This is a genomic window from Streptomyces canus, from assembly GCF_041435015.1.
GTDB classification, from domain to species: Bacteria; Actinomycetota; Actinomycetes; order Streptomycetales; family Streptomycetaceae; genus Streptomyces; species Streptomyces canus_G.
This window is the reverse complement of sequence record NZ_CP107989.1, coordinates 3,986,949-4,004,381: the sequence shown is the minus strand read 5'-3', so window position 1 is coordinate 4,004,381 and position 17,433 is coordinate 3,986,949. Positions and strand designations below refer to the sequence as shown.

18 protein-coding genes are annotated in these 17,433 nt (G+C 71.0%); 9 read left to right on the top strand and 9 right to left on the bottom strand.

What is annotated here, in order from left to right; genetic code table 11:
• Positions 1-150 precede the first annotated feature (150 nt).
• The 5 genes from OG841_RS17900 to OG841_RS17880 are packed head-to-tail and all read left to right on the top strand — an operon-like array spanning position 151 to position 5,775.
• On the top strand, positions 151-1,665 hold the full coding sequence (locus OG841_RS17900) for an ABC transporter ATP-binding protein (RefSeq protein ID WP_365122606.1): 1,515 nt from the start codon (positions 151-153) through the stop codon (positions 1,663-1,665).
• The gene (locus tag OG841_RS17895) at positions 1,662-2,789 is read left to right on the top strand and encodes an ABC transporter permease (protein WP_328640565.1); all 1,128 of its coding nucleotides are present in this window, start codon (positions 1,662-1,664) and stop codon (positions 2,787-2,789) included. Before OG841_RS17900 ends, OG841_RS17895 begins: the two co-directional genes overlap by 4 nt.
• The gene (locus OG841_RS17890) at positions 2,789-4,072 is read left to right on the top strand and encodes an ABC transporter permease (protein WP_328640566.1); all 1,284 of its coding nucleotides are present in this window, start codon (positions 2,789-2,791) and stop codon (positions 4,070-4,072) included. Before OG841_RS17895 ends, OG841_RS17890 begins: the two co-directional genes overlap by 1 nt.
• On the top strand, positions 4,069-4,470 hold the full coding sequence (locus OG841_RS17885; protein WP_328640567.1) for a cytidine deaminase: 402 nt from the start codon (positions 4,069-4,071) through the stop codon (positions 4,468-4,470). The genes OG841_RS17890 and OG841_RS17885 overlap by 4 nt, the downstream gene beginning before the upstream one ends.
• Positions 4,471-4,497: 27 nt before the next feature.
• Positions 4,498-5,775, top strand: coding sequence for a thymidine phosphorylase (locus OG841_RS17880; RefSeq protein WP_328643639.1), 1,278 nt, complete (start codon positions 4,498-4,500; stop codon positions 5,773-5,775).
• A 69-nt stretch (positions 5,776-5,844) separates the two neighbouring features.
• Here the strand turns inward: OG841_RS17880 and OG841_RS17875 are convergent, their stop codons facing one another.
• Positions 5,845-6,768, bottom strand: a complete 924-nt coding sequence (locus OG841_RS17875) for an AEC family transporter (RefSeq protein ID WP_328640568.1) — start codon at positions 6,766-6,768, stop codon at positions 5,845-5,847.
• 133 nt (positions 6,769-6,901) lie between these two features.
• Here OG841_RS17875 and OG841_RS17870 point away from each other — a divergent pair, with 133 nt between their 5' ends.
• Entirely contained in the window at positions 6,902-7,288 is a 387-nt protein-coding gene (locus OG841_RS17870) for an STAS domain-containing protein (RefSeq protein ID WP_328643640.1), read from the top strand.
• On the opposite strand, the gene OG841_RS17865 is transcribed toward OG841_RS17870, so the two are convergent.
• Together OG841_RS17865 and OG841_RS17860 are read right to left on the bottom strand one after the other, a co-directional pair.
• Positions 7,172-8,188, bottom strand: coding sequence for a sigma-70 family RNA polymerase sigma factor (locus tag OG841_RS17865; protein WP_328640569.1), 1,017 nt, complete (start codon positions 8,186-8,188; stop codon positions 7,172-7,174). The two genes, OG841_RS17870 and OG841_RS17865, sit on opposite strands and share 117 nt — an antisense overlap.
• Before the next feature lie 328 nt (positions 8,189-8,516).
• A complete protein-coding gene (locus OG841_RS17860; RefSeq protein ID WP_365122612.1) occupies positions 8,517-9,794 on the bottom strand; it encodes an MFS transporter in 1,278 nt (425 codons plus the stop codon).
• Positions 9,795-9,857: 63 nt separating this feature from the next.
• Between OG841_RS17860 and OG841_RS17855 the strand changes: the two genes are divergently transcribed.
• Entirely contained in the window at positions 9,858-10,808 is a 951-nt protein-coding gene (locus OG841_RS17855; RefSeq protein ID WP_280862919.1) for a LysR family transcriptional regulator, read from the top strand.
• Between the two features lies 1 nt (position 10,809).
• On the opposite strand, the gene OG841_RS17850 is transcribed toward OG841_RS17855, so the two are convergent.
• On the bottom strand, positions 10,810-11,565 hold the full coding sequence (locus OG841_RS17850) for an alpha/beta hydrolase (RefSeq protein ID WP_328640571.1): 756 nt from the start codon (positions 11,563-11,565) through the stop codon (positions 10,810-10,812).
• 113 nt (positions 11,566-11,678) lie between these two features.
• On the opposite strand from OG841_RS17850, the gene OG841_RS17845 reads away from it, so the two are divergent.
• Positions 11,679-12,869 carry an adenosine deaminase gene (locus OG841_RS17845; protein WP_371566072.1) on the top strand — a complete coding sequence of 397 codons (1,191 nt, stop codon included), beginning with the start codon at positions 11,679-11,681 and terminating at the stop codon, positions 12,867-12,869.
• 111 nt (positions 12,870-12,980) lie between these two features.
• Positions 12,981-13,337 (top strand): ATP-binding protein, encoded by a 357-nt coding sequence (locus OG841_RS17840; protein ID WP_328640573.1) that lies wholly within the window; start codon positions 12,981-12,983, stop codon positions 13,335-13,337.
• A gap of 81 nt (positions 13,338-13,418) precedes the next feature.
• On the opposite strand, the gene OG841_RS17835 is transcribed toward OG841_RS17840, so the two are convergent.
• From OG841_RS17835 to afsQ1, 5 genes are all read right to left on the bottom strand, one after another.
• On the bottom strand, positions 13,419-13,619 hold the full coding sequence (locus tag OG841_RS17835; protein ID WP_326665090.1) for a PspC domain-containing protein: 201 nt from the start codon (positions 13,617-13,619) through the stop codon (positions 13,419-13,421).
• 92 nt (positions 13,620-13,711) lie between these two features.
• Positions 13,712-14,263 carry a VanZ family protein gene (locus tag OG841_RS17830; RefSeq protein ID WP_328640574.1) on the bottom strand — a complete coding sequence of 184 codons (552 nt, stop codon included), beginning with the start codon at positions 14,261-14,263 and terminating at the stop codon, positions 13,712-13,714.
• A gap of 93 nt (positions 14,264-14,356) precedes the next feature.
• The gene (locus OG841_RS17825; protein WP_328640575.1) at positions 14,357-15,010 is read right to left on the bottom strand and encodes a hypothetical protein; all 654 of its coding nucleotides are present in this window, start codon (positions 15,008-15,010) and stop codon (positions 14,357-14,359) included.
• A complete protein-coding gene (locus tag OG841_RS17820) occupies positions 15,007-16,590 on the bottom strand; it encodes a HAMP domain-containing sensor histidine kinase (protein WP_328640576.1) in 1,584 nt (527 codons plus the stop codon). Before OG841_RS17820 ends, OG841_RS17825 begins: the two co-directional genes overlap by 4 nt.
• Positions 16,587-17,264: a two-component system response regulator AfsQ1 gene (gene afsQ1 / locus OG841_RS17815; protein ID WP_037718821.1), complete on the bottom strand. Its 678-nt coding sequence runs from the start codon at positions 17,262-17,264 to the stop codon at positions 16,587-16,589. The genes OG841_RS17820 and afsQ1 overlap by 4 nt, the downstream gene beginning before the upstream one ends.
• Positions 17,265-17,433: the final 169 nt, after the last annotated feature.

Below are 17,433 nucleotides of genomic sequence, written 5' to 3'. Positions count from 1 at the left end.
CGCGTGTAGCATGGAGTTGCCGCGCTAGCGTCACCGACGCCTGCCCTCCCCTACGCAGCCCCTTTTCCCCGAGGAGAGTGCGCCATCAACGCGTCCAGCCCTCCCGCTGCCGTCGAACTGCGCGGCATCACCAAGCGATTCCCCGGCGTCGTGGCCAACAAGGACATCGACATCACCGTCCGCACGGGCACCGTGCACGCCCTGTGCGGTGAGAACGGTGCCGGCAAGTCCACCCTGATGAAGATCCTTTACGGCATGCAGCAGCCGGACGAGGGCACCATCACGGTGAACGGCGAGACGGTCACCTTCCACACCCCCGCCGACGCCATCGCCCGCGGCATCGGCATGGTGCACCAGCACTTCATGCTCGCCGACAACCTCACGGTCCTGGAGAACGTCGTCCTGGGCGCGGAGAAGCTGTACGGCATCGGCGCCAAGGCCCGCGCGAAGATCAGGCAGATCTCCGACGCGTACAGCCTGAACGTCCGCCCCGACGTCCTGCTGGAGGAGCTCGGCGTCGCCGACCGCCAGCGGGTGGAGATCCTCAAGGTCCTCTACCGCGGCGCCAAGACCCTGATCCTCGACGAGCCCACCGCCGTCCTCGTGCCGCAGGAGGTCGAAGCCCTCTTCGACAACCTGCGCGAGCTCAAGGCCGAGGGCCTCACCGTCATCTTCATCTCGCACAAGCTCGGCGAGGTCCTGTCCGTCGCCGACGAGATCACGGTCATCCGGCGCGGTACCACCGTCGGCACGGTCGAGCCCGCCGGCACCACCCCCAAGCAGCTCGCCGAGCTGATGGTCGGCAGCGAACTGCCCACCCCGGAGACCGAGGAGTCCACGGTCACCGACGTCCCGCTGCTGAAGCTGGACGGACTGCGGCTGGCCCAGACCGACCTCGACGGCGTCGAGCGGGTCATCCTCGACGACATCTCCTTCACCATCCACAAGGGCGAGGTCCTCGGCATCGCCGGCGTGGAGGGCAACGGCCAGTCGGAACTGGTCGAGGCCATCATGGGCATCCGCACCCCCGACTCCGGCACGGTCACACTCGACGGCACCGACATCTCCCACCTCGCCACCCGCCACCGCCGCGAGTCCGGCGTCGGCTACATCCCCGAGGACCGCCACCGCCACGGCCTGCTCCTCGAGGCCCCCCTGTGGGAGAACCGCATCCTCGGGCATGTCACCGAGAGGCCCAACTCCCGCGGCCAGCTGCTCGACATCAAGGCGGCCCGCACCGACACCGAGCGCATCATCCAGGCGTACGACGTCCGCACCCCCGGCATCGACGTCACCGCCGCCTCGCTGTCCGGCGGCAACCAGCAGAAGCTGATCGTCGGCCGCGAGATGAGCCACACGCCCAAGCTGCTCATCGCCGCCCACCCCACCCGCGGTGTGGACGTCGGCGCGCAGGCCGCGATCTGGGACCACATCCGCGAGGCCCGCCGCGAGGGCCTGGCCGTGCTGCTGATCTCCGCCGACCTGGACGAGCTCATCGGCCTGTCCGACACCCTGCGGGTGATGTACCGCGGCCGACTGGTCGCCGACGCCGACCCCGCCACCATCACCCCCGAGGAGCTGGGCTCCGCCATGACCGGTGCGGCCACCGGCCACCTGGAGCACGCAGCGGACTCCGCAGCGGACCACGAGGACGACGCCCGATGAACAAGCTGACCCAACGCATCGACAAGGAGCGGCTGCTCCTCGCCATCGCGGCCCCGCTCCTGGCGGTCGTCGCCGCGCTCGTCGTCACCACCCTGGTGATCCTGGCCACCGGCAAGAACCCGGGCGCCGCCTTCAGCGACATGCTGACCTACGGCTCCGCCAGCGACAGCCAGGTCTACATCCTCAACAAGGCGACGACGTACTACCTGGCGGGCGTCTCGGTGGCCATCGGCTTCCGGATGAACCTGTTCAACATCGGCGTCGACGGCCAGTACCGCATCGCCGCGTTCTTCGCCGCGGTCCTCGGCGGCGCGCTGACCACGCCGGGCTGGATCTCCATCCCGCTGATCATCCTGTGCGCCATGGGCACCGGCGCCGTATGGGCGGGCATCGCGGGCGTTCTGAAGGTGACCCGCGGCGTCAGCGAGGTCATCTCGACGATCATGCTCAACGCGATCGCCACCGCGATCATCGCCTACCTGCTCCAGCCCGGAAAGCTCGCCGAACTCCAGGCCGGCGGCACGGTCGTCTCCACCAAGCCGCTGCCGGAGTCGTCGTACTTCTTCCAGATCGACACCGGCGCCGCGGGCGAGCTGTGGGGCTTCATCGTCATCGCCGTGCTCGTCGGCATCGCGTACTGGTTCGTGCTCGGCCGCACCCGGTTCGGCTTCGACCTGCGCACCGTCGGCCAGTCCGAGAGCGCCGCCGCCGCGAGCGGTGTCTCGGTGAAGAGGATGATCGCCACCAGCATGCTCATCTCGGGCGCGGTGGCCGGCCTGATCGGCATGCCGACCCTGCTCAACGACAGCCACCAGTTCAGCAACGACTTCCCGACCGGCATCGGCTTCACCGGCATCGCCATCGCCCTGCTCGGCCGCAACAACCCGGTCGGCATCGCGCTGGGCGCGCTGCTGTGGGGCTTCCTGGAGCGCACCACCAACCACCTGGAGTTCGAGGGCTACGACAAGGAGATCCTCGGCGTCATCCAGGGCGTCATCGTCCTGTGCGTCGTCATCGCCTACGAGGTCGTACGCCGTTACGGACTCAAGCGCCAGCAGCAGCGGGTCGGCGCCGAGCTCGCCGCTCAGGCCGGAGCCCCGACCAAGAAGCAGGAGGTGGCGTGATGACTGCCACGATGACCAACACGCCGCCCCCCGCGGCACCCAAGGCGGACACCGCCACCCGGTCGGGCCGCTCGCTCGGCCAGATCCTGATGATCGTCGCCGGCGCGCTGCTGCTCGTCGCCGCGGTCCGTGTCATCTCCGGCTCCGACCAGCTCACCTCCGAGGGCCAGGTCTCCGCCGCGCTCAGCCTCGCCGTGCCGATCGGCCTCGCCGGTCTCGCCGGTCTGTGGTCCGAGCGGTCCGGCGTGGTCAACATCGGCCTCGAGGGCATGATGATCCTCGGCACCTTCGGCGCCGGCTGGATCGGCTGGCAGTCCAGCCCCTGGCTCGGCCTCCTGTGCGGTGTCGGCTTCGGCGTCCTGGGCGGCCTGCTGCACGCGGTCGCGACCGTCACCTTCGGCGTCGACCACATCGTCTCCGGTGTCGCGATCAACCTGCTCGCGCTCGGCACCACCCAGTACCTCGCCAAGCTCTTCTTCGTGGACGGCAAGGCGGCGGACGCGGGCGGCAACCCCAAGCAGTCCCCGCCCGTGGACTCGCTGCCCAGCTTCGACGTCCCGGGCCTGTCGAGCGGGCTGCACTCCATCGAGAACCACCACTGGTTCCTGATCTCCGACGTCGCGGGCATCCTCGGCGGTCTGTTCACCAACCTGTCCATCGTGACGGTCCTGGCGGTCGTGCTGTTCGTCGGCAGCTGGTGGCTGCTGTGGCGCACGCCGTTCGGCCTGCGGCTGCGCTCCTGCGGCGAGAACCCGATCGCCGCCGAGTCCCTCGGCGTCAACGTCTACAAGTACAAGTACATGGCCGTGGCCGTCTCCGGCGGCCTCGCCGGCCTCGGCGGCGCCTTCCTCGCGCTGGTCACCTCGCACACCTACCTGGAGGGCCAGACCGGCGGCCGCGGCTACATCGGCCTCGCCGCCATGATCTTCGGCAACTGGCGGCCCGGCGGACTCGCGATGGGCGCGGGCCTGTTCGGCTACTCCGACGCGCTCCAGCTGCGCAACGGCGGCGAGACCGTCCACGCGCTGCTGCTCCTGCTGTTCGTACTGCTCCTGGCGATGGCCGGCTGGAAGCTGTACAAGAAGGCGCACTGGCAGGGCGGCATCAGCCTCATGGTGGCCGCGGGCGTCCTGGTCTGGTACCTGGTCACCGACGAGGTCCCGAGCGACTTCGTGGGCGCCACCCCGTACGTCGTCACGCTGCTGGTGCTGTCGCTGTCCGCGCAGCGCCTGCGGATGCCCAAGGCGGACGGCATGCGCTACCGGAAGGGCCAGGGCAAGTGACCCCGCGGTCCGACGTCGACTGGGAGTCGCTGCGCGAGCGGGCCCGGGAGGCCATGTCCCGGGCGTATGCCCCGTACTCCGGCTACCCGGTCGGCGTGGCCGCCCTGGTCGACGACGGCCGGACGATCACCGGCTGCAACGTCGAGAACGCCTCCTACGGCCTCGGCCTGTGCGCCGAGTGCGGTCTGGTCTCGGAGCTGCAGAACTCGGGCGGCGGCCGCCTCACGCACTTCACCTGCGTCGACGGCAACGGCGAGATCCTCGTCCCCTGCGGCCGCTGCCGGCAGCTGCTGTACGAGTTCGGCGGCCCCGAACTGCTCATGGAGACCCCGGCGGGGATCCTGCCGCTGTCGGAGATGCTGCCGCAGGCCTTCGGGCCGGGGCATCTCACCAAGTAATTCCCGGAAGGAAAGCCCTGCATGGCCATGGACGCCATCTCCGTCATCCGCACCAAGCGGGACCGCGGTGAACTCAGTGACGAGCAGATCGACTGGGTCATCGACGCGTACACCCGCGGGGAGGTCGCCGACGAGCAGATGTCCGCGCTCGCGATGGCGATCCTGCTCAACGGCATGAACCGTCGCGAGATCGCCCGCTGGACCGCCGCGATGATCGCCTCCGGCGAGCGCATGGACTTCTCGTCCCTGTCCCGCCCGACGGCCGACAAGCACTCCACGGGCGGTGTCGGCGACAAGATCACCCTCCCGCTGGCGCCCCTGGTGGCGGCCTGCGGTGCGGCCGTCCCCCAGCTCTCGGGCCGGGGCCTCGGCCACACCGGCGGCACGCTGGACAAGCTGGAGTCGATCCCGGGCTGGCGTGCGCTGCTGTCGAACGAGGAGATGCTGAACGTCCTCGACACGACCGGCGCGGTCATCTGCGCGGCGGGCGACGGTCTGGCTCCGGCCGACAAGAAGCTGTACGCCCTGCGTGACGTCACGGGAACGGTCGAGGCCATCCCCCTGATCGCCTCCTCGATCATGTCGAAGAAGATCGCGGAGGGGACGGGCTCGCTGGTCCTGGACGTGAAGGTCGGCACCGGCGCCTTCATGAAGACCATCGAGGACGCGCGGGAACTGGCGTCCACGATGGTGGGCCTGGGCACGGACCACGGCGTGAAGACGGTCGCGCTCCTGACGGACATGAGCACGCCCCTCGGCCTGACGGCGGGCAACGCGCTCGAGGTCCGCGAGTCGGTCGAGGTCCTGGCGGGCGGCGGACCCGCGGACGTGGTGGAGCTGACCCTCGCGCTGGCCCGCGAGATGCTCGACGCGGCGGGCGTCCGCGACGCCGACCCCGCGAAGGCCCTGGCCGACGGCTCGGCGATGGACGTGTGGCGCCGGATGATCGCGGCGCAGGGCGGCGACCCGGACGCGAAGCTGCCGGTGGCCCGCGAGCAGCACGTGATCAAGGCGCCGAGCTCGGGCGTCCTGACCCGCCTCGACGCCTACGGCATCGGCGTCGCCGCCTGGCGCCTCGGCGCCGGGCGTGCCCGCAAGGAAGACCCGGTCCAGGCGGGCGCGGGCGTGGAACTGCACGCCAAGCCGGGCGACACGGTGACGCAGGGGCAGCCCCTGCTGACCCTGCACACCGACACCCCGGAGCGCTTCGAGTACGCCCTCCAGTCGATCGAGGGTTCCTACGACATCGGGGCGGCGGGGACGGACTTCACGACGTCGCCGGTGGTGCTGGAACGTATCGCCTGACCTGGCGTTCCTTTGAGTGAACGGGACCGGTGAACCTGCGCCGGTCCCGTTCGGCATGTCGGGCTCCGCTCAGCCCAACAACGCCGCCACCCCCACCAGCACCGGCACCGACAACACCGTCGACACCAGGATCGAGTCCCGGGCCAAGCGTTCGCCCACGCCGTAGGTGGACGCGTACGTGTAGAGGTTCTGCGCGGCCGGCAGGGCCGAGGTCACGACCACGTCGAGGAGTTGGGACCCGTGCAGGCCGAAGACCCCGGCCGCCAGGGCCCAGGCCGCCGCTGGCTGCCCCACCGACTTCAGCGCGACCGAAAGCAGGACGAGCTGTCGGTCCGGGCCCCGGCCGGGCATCGTGCTGCCGCACAGGGAGATGCCGAAGGCGAGGAGGACGGCCGGGACCGACATGCCGCCGATCAGGGTCAAGGGGTCCATGACGGGGGCCGGGACCTTGAGACCGGCCGCCGAGACCGCCACGCCGGCCAGTGAGCCCACCGCGATCGGATTGCGGAGCGGGGTCAGCAGTCTCCGCCACAGCGGGCCCCTCTCCCCGTCACCCGACGCCAGGTCCAGGACCGTCAGCGCGACCGGGGTCACCCCCACCAGCTGGAACAGGAGCACCGGCGCCACCAGTGACGCGTCCCCGAGGACGTACACCGCGATCGGGATACCGAGGTTGCCGGAGTTGACGTAGGACGAGCACAAAGCGCCGATCGTCGTACGGCCCAGCCCCCAGCCCCGTACGACACCCACCGCGACGAAGATCCCCGCCGCCGCGGCCGTGCTGAGCGCGGTCACCAGGAGGCGGCTGGAGAAGATCACCGACAGGTCGGCCCGCGCCAGGGTCGTGAACAGCAGGGCCGGGGACGCCACGTGGAAGGCCAGCTTGGTCAGGACCTCCCGGCCCTGGTCGCCGAGGTAGCCGCGCAGGCCGATGAGGTAACCGACCCCGATGACCACCGCGATGACCGCGAAGCCGGTCAGCACTCCCTGCACGCGGACTCCTCAAGGGTGAGGAGGGCGTGGCCTATCCAGGGAGGTGCTGATGGGTGGCGCATACAGGCAACCCTCGGGGGCAGACGGCCCGCAGGTCAACGTGATCCTGCCCGCGCGGACAGGGCGTCGGCCGATGAGTTACGCCCGCCCGCCCGGTCTACCGATCGTGGACGCCATGACACCCGCTGTACTCGTGCTCGTCGGCCCTGTCACCCGGGACGAGGTGACGGGGCTGAGCGACGAGGTCCGGGCGCTGTTGCGGACGACCCGTGCCGGGGTGGTGGTGTGCGACGTCGCCGGGCTCGGGCCGCCGGGGCTCGGCACGGTCGATCTGCTCGCCCGGCTCCAGCTCGCGGCCCGGCGTGCCGGGGGCCGGATCAGGCTGCGCGACCCCGACCCCGGGCTACACGCCCTCCTTGACCTCGTCGGCCTCCGCTTCGAGGTGGAGGGGCAGTCCGAACAGGGGGAACCAGCGCTGGGTGTCGAGGAAGAAGTGGAACCCGGTGAGCCGGCCGTCTGAGATCTCCAGCACCTGGACCGCCCAGGGGGTGTGACCGCCCTTCTCCGGGTCCGGCTTGTACTGGGCGAACCCCGGCAGGCCGTTGACCTGCACCGGCACCAGACGTGAGCCCTCGCAGGCCGAGCCCAGGGTCGTCATGAAGCCCGTGATGTCGTCGTGGCCCGTCAGCCAGAGGTCGAACGGCGGCATCGTCATGATGGCGTCCTCGTGGAGGAGAGCCGTCAGCGCCGTCATGTCGTACCCCTCGAACGCCTTCACATAGCGGTCCAGGAGTTTCTGCTGCTCCTCGTCCAGCGGGTCGGACACGGCCGCGTCGGCGCCGTGCTCCTCCCGCTCGGCGAGGGTGGCGCGGGCCCGCTGGAGGGCGCTGTTGACCGAGGCGACGGAGGTGTCGAGCAGTTCGGCGACCTCGCTCGCCTTCCACGCCAGCACCTCACGCAGGATCAGCACCGCGCGCTGCTTGGGCGGCAGTTGCTGCAGGGCGGCCATGAAGGCGAGCCGCACGGTCTCCTTGGCGACCGCCGCCTCCGCCGGGTCCTCGACCGTCGGCAGGATGCGGTTGTCCGGCATCGGCTCCAGCCAGGTGTGGTCGGGGCGGGGGGAGAGGGCGGCCTGGGCGAGGGGGGTCGACTCCGAGAGGTCCATGGGGCGGGCGCGCTTGTTGCCCGCGGTCAGCATGTCCAGGCAGACGTTCGTCGCGATGCGGTACAGCCACGAGCGGAGACTGGAACGGCCCTCGAACTTGTCGTAGCTCCGCCAGGCCCGCACCAGGGTGTCCTGCACCGCGTCCTCGGCCTCGAAGGAGGAGCCGAGCATGCGGTAGCAGTACCCCGTCAGCTCGGTGCGGTGTTTCTCGAGCCTGATGTCGAGGTCTGTCGTCGTCGCCGTGCTGTCCGTCATCGTCCACCCACCCCTGTGGCCGTGCTGTGCCGCGCCTTTGCGCCCACTACTCGGAAACTACCGCAGGGGTCTGACAATGGCGTGCCGAGTGAACGAACGTGCAGGTCAGAGGGTTCTCGCCCCCGCCGCCCCTACCCGTCCCATCCCCAGGGGCGCTGCCCCTTCGACCCCGCTCCCAGGGGGCTCTGCCCCCTGGACCCCCGCTCCTCAAACGCCGGAGAGGCTGAATTCCAAGCGCCGGCCCAGGCGATCCCAGTCCGTCCGGCGGGGGCGAAAAAACATCCCCCTGACCGGCCGACCCCGGTCAGGGGAAGCAAGAACCTGCCGCTCAGACCGTCGCGAGCCGCTGCTCAGCCCTCGCCGCACGGGTTCCGAGGACGGTGATCGACACCACGCCGAGCACCGCCAGCAGTCCGACCCCGACCGTCCCGGTCCAGCCGCCCGCGTGGAAGGCGAGCGCGCCGACCGTGCTGCCCGCGCTGGAACCGATGTAGTAGGCGGACTGGTAGAGGGCCGAGGCCTGGGCGCGGCCGTGGGTGGCCGTCTTGCTGACCGCCGAGGACGCCACCGCGTGCCCGGCGAAGAAGCCGCCGGTGATCAGGACCAGGCCCAGCAGGACCAGCGGCAGGGAGCCCGCCAGGGAGAGCAGGAGGCCCGCGGCCGTCGTACCGCCCGCCGCGTACAGCGCGCCCCGGCGGCCCAGGCGGCCGACCAGCCGGCCCGCCGTCGACGCGGACACCGTGCCCACCAGGTAGACCAGGAAGATCGAGCCGACGATGCCCTGAGGGAGCGAGAAGGGCGCCTCGGTCAGCCGGTAGCCGATGACCGTGTACACGCCGCCGAAGACCGTCATGAACAGCGCGCCGATGGCGTAGAGGCGGCGCAGCAGCGGGTCGCCCAGGTGTGCGCGGACCGTGCCGAGCAGCACCCGCGGCCGCAGCGAGCCCGCCACGAAGTGCTTCGGCGCCGGCAGCAGGAGGCGGAACGCCACCGCGCAGGCCACCGCGATCGCGCCGATGACCCCCACGGCCACGCGCCAGCCCCATTCCTGCGCGACCCAGCCGGTGATGACCCGGCCGCTCATCCCGCCGACGCTGTTGCCGGCGACGAACAGCCCGATCGCCGTGACCAGCGCCTTCGGCCTGACCTCCTCGGCGAGATACGCCGTCGCGGAGGCGGGCAGCCCCGCCAGGGCCGCGCCCTGCACGGCCCGCAGCACGACCAGCGCGGTCAGCGAGGGCGCGAAGGGGACCAGGAGACCGACCGTCACCGCGACCGCGAGCGACGCCGTCATGACCGTACGGCGTCCGAAGCGCTCCGACAGGGCGCTCATCGGCAGCACGAACAGCGCCAGACCGCCGGTCGCCGCCGCCACCGTCCAGCTCGCCTCGCTCGCCGCCACCCCGAACTCGCCCGAGATCAGCGGGAGAAGGGCCTGCGTGGAGTACAGCAGCGCGAAGGTCGCGACACCGGCGAGGAAGAGGGCGAAGCTCATCCTGCGGTAGCCGGGGCCACCCGGGGTGAGACGGGAATCGACGGCGGCGGAGGTGGCAGAGGCGGGAGATACGGCGCCCACGCGGGTGGGCGCCTCGGTACTGGCAGGCATGCCTCGAAGCTACGTACGACTCCGCTCATCCGTCCAATGCATGGATTCGCCATAATCGTTCCCATGGAGCATCAGCAGAGGTCACAGGCGCGCCTGTCACCATCCAGTGACACAGAAGACATGGTGATGTTGCTGGCCCCGCGGCTCGCCTACTTCGCCGGCGTGGCCCGCACCGAGCACGTCACCCGCGCCGCGCAGGAGATGGACGTACCCCAGTCGACGCTCTCGCGCGCGATGGTCCGCCTGGAACAGGACCTCGGCGTCGACCTGTTCGCCCGCATCGGCCGCACGGTCTCCCTCACCCCCGCGGGCCGCACCTTCCTCGCCTCCGCCGAACGCGCCCTCGCCGAGATCCAGCGTGCCGCGGACGAGGTCCGCGCGGACGCCGACCCGGCCACCGGCAAGGTCGCCTTCGGCTTCCTGCACACCATGGGCTCGGAAACGGTCCCCGGCCTGATCCGGGCCTTCCGCGCCGACCATCCCCGCGTCCGCTTCAGCCTGGTCCAGAACTACGGCGAGGCGATGATCGAACGGCTGCGGGCGGGGGAGCTGGACCTGTGTCTGACCTCCCCGGTCCCGGACGCCCCCGACCTCGTCGCCCGCCGCCTCGACGAACAGAAGCTACGGCTCGTGGTCCCCGCCGATCACCCCCTCGCGGCCCGTAGACGCGTGCGCCTCGCCGAGGCCGCCGAGGAGTCCTTCGTGACCCTGGAGCCCGGCTACGGCCTGCGCCGCATCACGGACGACCTCTGCCAGGAGGCCGGCTTCAAGCCGAGGATCGCCTTCGAGGGGGAGGAGGCGGAGACCCTGAGGGGCCTGGTGGCGGCCGGACTGGGTGTCGCCCTCCTGCCGCCACCGGCCTTCCCCCGCCCAGGAGTCGCGGAACTGACGGTCACGGCCCCCCGGGCGGCCCGCGAGATCGGGGTGGCCTGGCTGGACGGCCACCCGGACACACCCCCGGTGGCCGCCTTCAAGAAGTTCCTGCTGTCGAGAAGGGGGAACCTGCTGCCCTGACCTACCGTCTGCGCCCGAACCCGGAGGCGAGCGGCATCCGCAGCCCCAGCGGCGGAGGCGCGGCCAGCGCGTCCTGCACAGGCCGGGACAGCGCCCGCCCGAACAGTGCTCCCATGACGAAGTCCTCGGTCAGCGCCTGTACTTCGGCCCGGTACTGATGCAGCCCGTGTCCGTCGGAGTGCACCTCGAACCGGCACACCTCCCGGTTGGCCTTCTTCGCCCGGGACGCGAGCCGGAACGACAACTCGGGGTCCGTCTGCGCGTCGTTCGTGCCGTGCACGATCAGCACCCGCCGCCCCACGAGCTGCTTGACCGGTTCGGGCGTGGCCGCCACATCCTCCTCGGGCAGCCAAGGAGCGACCGCCACCACGGAGTTGACGGCCTCGTGTCCGCCCGCGCGCAGGGCGGCCCGCGCGCCCATGTCGACGCCGACCAGGGCCACGGGGACGTCGCCGTAGCGCCGTACGATCTCGTCGGCGGCCCAGGTCGCGTCGTGCGCGAGATGCGCCTCGCTGCCGTTCCATCCGCGATAGCGGTAGTGCACCAGGTGGGCCGCCAGCCCGTCCGCGTGTCCCGACCGGGCGAGCCGTCGTCCCAACGCCCGTACGGTGGAGGGGAGTCGCATCGAGGCGGGTCTGCGCAGAGAGGTTTCGTCGCCGCCCGGAAGGAGCAGCACCACCCCGTTCACCGCCGCCGGCTCCGGGCCGAGTGTCCTGCCCAGTCGGGCGCTGCGAACCGGCGTCGCTTGCTGTGCCATGACAGAACAGTGTCAGAAGCGCGGGTGTACGACACGGGGCGGGGCGGTCACCGTTACGTATCGGCGGATTCGTACAACGAGCCGTCTACGCGCGTAGGCGTTAGAGTGCCAGGATGACGAGCAAGACTGACCGGATGGGGAACCCCCCGAGCTCGGACCAGATCCGCCGGGCACCCAAGGTTCTGCTGCACGATCACCTCGACGGCGGGCTGCGCCCCGGCACGATCGTCGACCTCGCCCGGGACACCGGGTACTCCGCCCTCCCCGAGACCGACGCGGACCGATTGGGCGTCTGGTTCCGCGAAGCCGCCGACTCCGGTTCGCTGGAGCGGTACTTGGAGACCTTCTCGCACACCGTCGGCGTCATGCAGACCCGTGACGCGCTGGTGCGGGTGGCCGCCGAGTGCGCCGAGGACCTTGCCGAGGACGGTGTCGTCTACGCCGAGGTGCGGTACGCCCCCGAGCAGCACCTGGAGAAGGGCCTGACCCTCGAAGAGGTCGTCGAGGCCGTCAACGAGGGCTTCAGGGAAGGGGAGCGCAGGGCCAGGGCGAACGGCCACCGCATCCGCGTCGGCGCCCTGCTCACCGCGATGCGGCATGCGGCCCGTGCCCTGGAGATCGCCGAACTCGCCAACCGCTACCGCGACCTGGGCGTCGTCGGCTTCGACATCGCGGGCGCGGAGGCCGGCTACCCGCCCACCCGTCACCTCGACGCCTTCGAGTACTTGAAGCGCGAGAACAACCACTTCACCATCCACGCCGGCGAGGCCTTCGGGCTGCCGTCCATCTGGCAGGCCCTGCAGTGGTGCGGTGCCGACCGGCTCGGGCACGGTGTGCGCATCATCGACGACATCCAGGTCCACGAGGACGGCACGGTCAAGCTCGGGCGGCTCGCCTCCTACGTCCGGGACAAGCGGATCCCGCTGGAGCTGTGCCCCAGCTCCAATCTGCAGACCGGGGCGGCCTCGTCGTACGCCGAGCACCCGATCGGGCTGCTGCGGCGCCTGCACTTCCGGGCGACCGTGAACACCGACAACCGGCTGATGTCCGGCACCAGCATGAGCCGGGAATTCGAGCACCTCGTCGACGCGTTCGGCTATACGCTCGACGATCTCCAGTGGTTCTCCGTCAATGCGATGAAATCAGCGTTCATTCCTTTCGATGAAAGACTCGCGATGATCAATGACGTCATCAAGCCCGGATATGCAGAGCTGAAGTCCGAATGGCTGTTCCAGCAGACCGCTTCCACCAGCGGTTCTGTGGCCGAGGGGAGCTGGCCGGGCGCATTCTCGGGCACGAAATGAGGGCGGGCGTTCACCATTCGTCCGCATTTCGATGTTTGCGGCGGGCGGGTCCGCGTGTTTACGGTCGTGAACCGCTGACATTCCCGTAAAACCATTTCGAGGACGCATTTTATGAAGCAGTCTGCTGCCAAGACCCTCGGTGTCGCCGCCCTCGGTGCCGCCTTCGCCGCCACCGGCGCGGGTGCCGCGAACGCCGCTCCGGCGGTCCCGGACGCCACTCAGGCGCTCGGCTCCGTCTCCAAGGGGCTCCCCACCGAGAACGTCACCAAGGCGCTGCCGGGCGGCGGTGAGGCGCTGGCGCAGGCCCAGCCGGCGCTGGGCGCGGGCCTCGCGACCGCCCAGCCGGCTGTCGCGAAGGCGCTCGCCGACGGTCCGGCCGCGCCGGTCGCCGGTCTCCTCGGCGGCCTGCCGGTCGGCAAGCTCCTGCTGGGCAGCGACTCCAGCCTGAACGGCCTGCCGCTCGGCTGAGTCCCTCGCTCCTCGCACGCGCCGGTGGGGCGCACCCCGTGGTCCGGGGTGCGCCCCACCGGCGTACGTGCGTAGGGGGTATTACCAGGCGGCCTGCGCCTTCTCCTCCGAGGGGAACAGGATCCACAGCGCTATGTAGAGCAGGAACTGCGGGCCCGGCAGCAGACAGGACACCAGGAAGATCACGCGCATCGTGGTCGCGGAGGTGCCGAAGCGCCGTGCCAGCGCGGCACACACTCCGCCGATCATGCGGCCGTCGGTGGGGCGGGCAAGGCGGGACATTGCGGCTCCTTCGTGAGCGTCGGTGGTCGGGTCCGGGTGACCCTCTCCAACTGTCCTCAACGCTACGGAGACGAACGACACAAAGCGTCGCTCTACGGTGCGATCCCGACCCTGGGAATCGTCGGGGTCCGACCCTGAGCCGGCTCCTCCTGGCGGACGGCGGTGCGCCGCCTGCGCTCGGTCCCGCGACGGAGCCAGTGGCGTGCCGTCGGCACGACCGCGACATGCGCGAGGGCCACGCCGGCGGTGTTCAGGAGCAGCGCGTCGATGTCGACGACCTGGCCGGGGACCCCGGTCTGGAGGAGCGCGATGCCCAGGGAGATCAGGGCGCCCGCGGCGGACGTACGGATCAGGGAGCCGAGCGGGGAGGCCCACAGCCTGCCGTGCGCCATCGGGAGCAGGAAGCCGAGCGGGGCGAGCAGGGCCAGTCCCTCGCCGATACGGCGGGTTCCCTCCTGCCAGCCGAGAGCGAGGTCGGCGCGGATGCCGGCCAGCGGGTGCAGGTTGGCCGGGACGACCCAGGGCACGTCCAGCGGCCGCAGCGTGAACCAGGCGACGAACGCGAGGTGTGCGACCAGGAGGGCACCTCCTGCCACACGGACGCGAAGGGCGGCACTGCCGCCGACGAAGCCTTGACGCTGCACGACCCCGTAGACGCCCCGCTCGCCACGATCGGTTCCGGAACACCCCGAGGTACCTGGGTGAGGTCTGCGCCACACGTGGCCGTCGAACCCCCGTCAGCCGCCCGTCACCTCGCTCGACGCGGGCTGCCGGCTGCCCGGCCGGGAGCGGACCTCGTCCGTGCAGTCGTAGCGGCGCAACGGGGTGGTCGCGGGGCCGCCGAGGATGACGGAGCCGTCGCCCTCGGCCGCGGCCGAGTCGGAGAACGTGCACACCACCTGGGCGAGGGCGTAGGCGGAGAGCTCGGCGGGCGGGGTGCTCAGCCGGAGCGTGTCCTCGGGGTCCTTGGCGCGCGGCCCGCCGACGGTCATGCCGCCGCGCACATACGTCTGGTACCCGGCCTCCCGCTCGGCCGCCGACGGCGTCTTGGCGAGCTGGTCGAGGAGCCCCTGGGCGACCAGCACCCTTCGCGCGGAGTCCGCGGTCCCGTCCGGGACCCTGAGGCTCCGGTCCACGGCCACCAGGGACGACCCGCACAGCAGGAACACCTGCACGGCCAGCCCCCGCGAGGCCTGCGAGGCCGCGCTCGGCTCGGACAGCGAACACCGCACCCGCGAGGGCGCGGGACCGAAGTCGGTGGGCACCTCGGTGGAGCGGATCCCGCACCCGGCGACCAGCAGCCCGAGCAGGGGCAGCGCCAGCAGCCCGCGTACGTTCAGCCCGGCGCGCGTTCGTACGGCCCGCCCCCGGTGTCGCCTCTCGGAGCTCATCGGGCGTCCCCCTTCTTCGACGCGCGGTCGTCGTCCTTCTTGGCCTCCAGGAGTTCCTCGGCCAGCGCCGAGGCGTCCCGGGGGAGCCGCAGCGTGAAGACGGCGCCTCCGTCGGGGGAGTTCGCCGCGGTGATCTCGCCGCCGTGGATGTGCGCGTTCTCCCGGGCGATGGACAGGCCGAGGCCGCTGCCCTCGGAGCGGGGGCGGGAGGCGCTGGCCTTGTAGAAGCGGTCGAAGACGTGCGGGAGGACGTCCTCGGGGATGCCGGGGCCGTGGTCGCGGACCCCGATGACCACCTCGTCGGACGCCGCGCGCACGGCCACCCGGACCGGGGAGCCGCCGTGCTTGAGGGCGTTGCCGATCAGGTTGGCGAGGATCACGTCGAGGCGGCGCGGGTCGAGGCGGGCGTGGATGCCGCGCTCGGCGTCCAGGTCCACCGCGTCCAGCCACGCGCGCGCGTCGATGCACGCGGTGATCTGGTCGGCCACGTCGACGTCGTCCAGGACCAGCCGGGCCGTACCCGCGTCGAAGCGGGTGACCTCCATGAGGTTCTCGACCAGGTCGTTGAGCCTGCGCGTCTCGCTGACCACCAGCCGCACGGCCGGCTCGATCATCGGGTCCACCGAGCCGGTCTCCGCCTCCAGCTCCTCCTCGAGGATCTCCGTGACGGCGGTGATCGCGGTGAGCGGCGTACGGAGTTCATGGCTCATGTCCGCCACGAAGCGCCGCGAGGCGTCGTCGCGGGCGGCCATGTCGTCGACCCGTTTCTCCAGCGCCTCGGCCGCGTGGTTGAACGTCCTCGAGAGATCGGCGAGTTCGTCGGTGCCCGACACGCTGAGCCGGGTGTCCAGCTTGCCCTCGCCGAGCCTGCGCGCGGCGACCCCGAGCCGGTGCACCGGCTTCAGTACGGTCGTCGCGGCGGCCTGCGCGAGCAGCGCGGAGCCGATCAGGGCCAGCCCGGTGGCGATACCCAGCGACCAGGCCAGGGAGTTGAGGTCCTTGGCCTCCGGCTCGAGGGACTTGAGCATGTAACCGGTGGGGCCGCCGCCGATCACCCTCGTGCCGGCGACCAGATACGGCGTGTCGTGGTCGACGGTCCGCTGCCAGTACAGGTGATAGGCGTACTTGTTGGCGGAGTCGACCTCCTGCTTCTCGTTCACCGCCTCGCGCAGCGACACGGGCACGTCCTGGAGCGTGAAGCCGTCCAGGGCGCCCGAAGTGCCGTACACGGTCCTGCCGTTGGCGTCGTCGGCGACGAGGAGCACGCTGAAGCGCTGGCTGCTGCCCGCCATCTGCCCCGCCGCCTGCTGGAGTTCGTCCTGCGTGGGGTCCTCCGGCAGGGCGCCCGCGCGGTTCTGCATCTCCTGCTGGAAGTCCCGCAGCACCGCGTCCTGGGCGCGGGTGAGCACCGCCTCGCGGTTGAGCCAGTAGGCGATCCCGGACGCGGACACGGCGGCGGTCAGTGCCACCAGGCCGAAGACGACCACGAGCCGCAGGCGCAGACTGGTGAAACGCAGCCGTGACCACACACCCTTACGAGCCGCGAACCAGCCGCGGAGCCCCCCTTGCGCTTCGGTCACTGAGGCGTGTCCAGCCGGTAACCCACGCCCCGCACGGTACGGATCAGGGTCGGGGACGACGGCACGTCCTCGACCTTGGCGCGCAGCCGCTGGACACAGGCGTCCACCAGGCGCGAGTCACCGAGGTAGTCGTGCTCCCAGACCAGCCGCAGCAACTGCTGCCGCGACAGGGCCTGGCCGGGCCGCCGGCTCAGCTCCAGGAGCAGCCTGAGCTCGGTGGGCGTGAGCTGGAGGTCCTCGCCGTTCTTCGTCACGGTCATGGCCGCGCGGTCGATGACCAGGGAGCCGAAGCTCGCCGCGTCGGTCGACTCGCGTTCCCCGCGGCGCAGCACGGCCCGGATCCGGGCGTCCAGCACCCGCCCCTGGATCGGCTTGACGACATAGTCGTCGGCGCCGGACTCCAGTCCGACGACGATGTCGATGTCGTCGTTGCGCGCGGTCAGCAGAATGATCGGCAGCTGGTCCGTGCGCCGGATGCGCCGGCACACCTCGAACCCGTCGATGCCGGGCAGCATCACATCCAGCACGATCAGGTCCGGCCGCTGCTCACGGAGCAGCTTCAGGCCGTCCTCGCCGGTGGCAGCGGTGGCAACCCGGTGGCCCTGGCGCGTGAGGCTCAGCTCCAGGGCCGTACGGATGGCGTCGTCGTCCTCGATCAGCAACAGGGAAGGCACGGGCTCATTCTGGCCCATGGAGGGGGTGCGGTTCGACCTGTGGGGACAGGCAGTCCTTACGGCACCCATCCGTGGGTCCGCTGTGCAATTCCTGAGACGGGCCCCTGTGACAGGTCTGTGACAGTCGGCGGACACGGCCATGAAGGTGCGTTGGCAGAGTTCTCGGCAC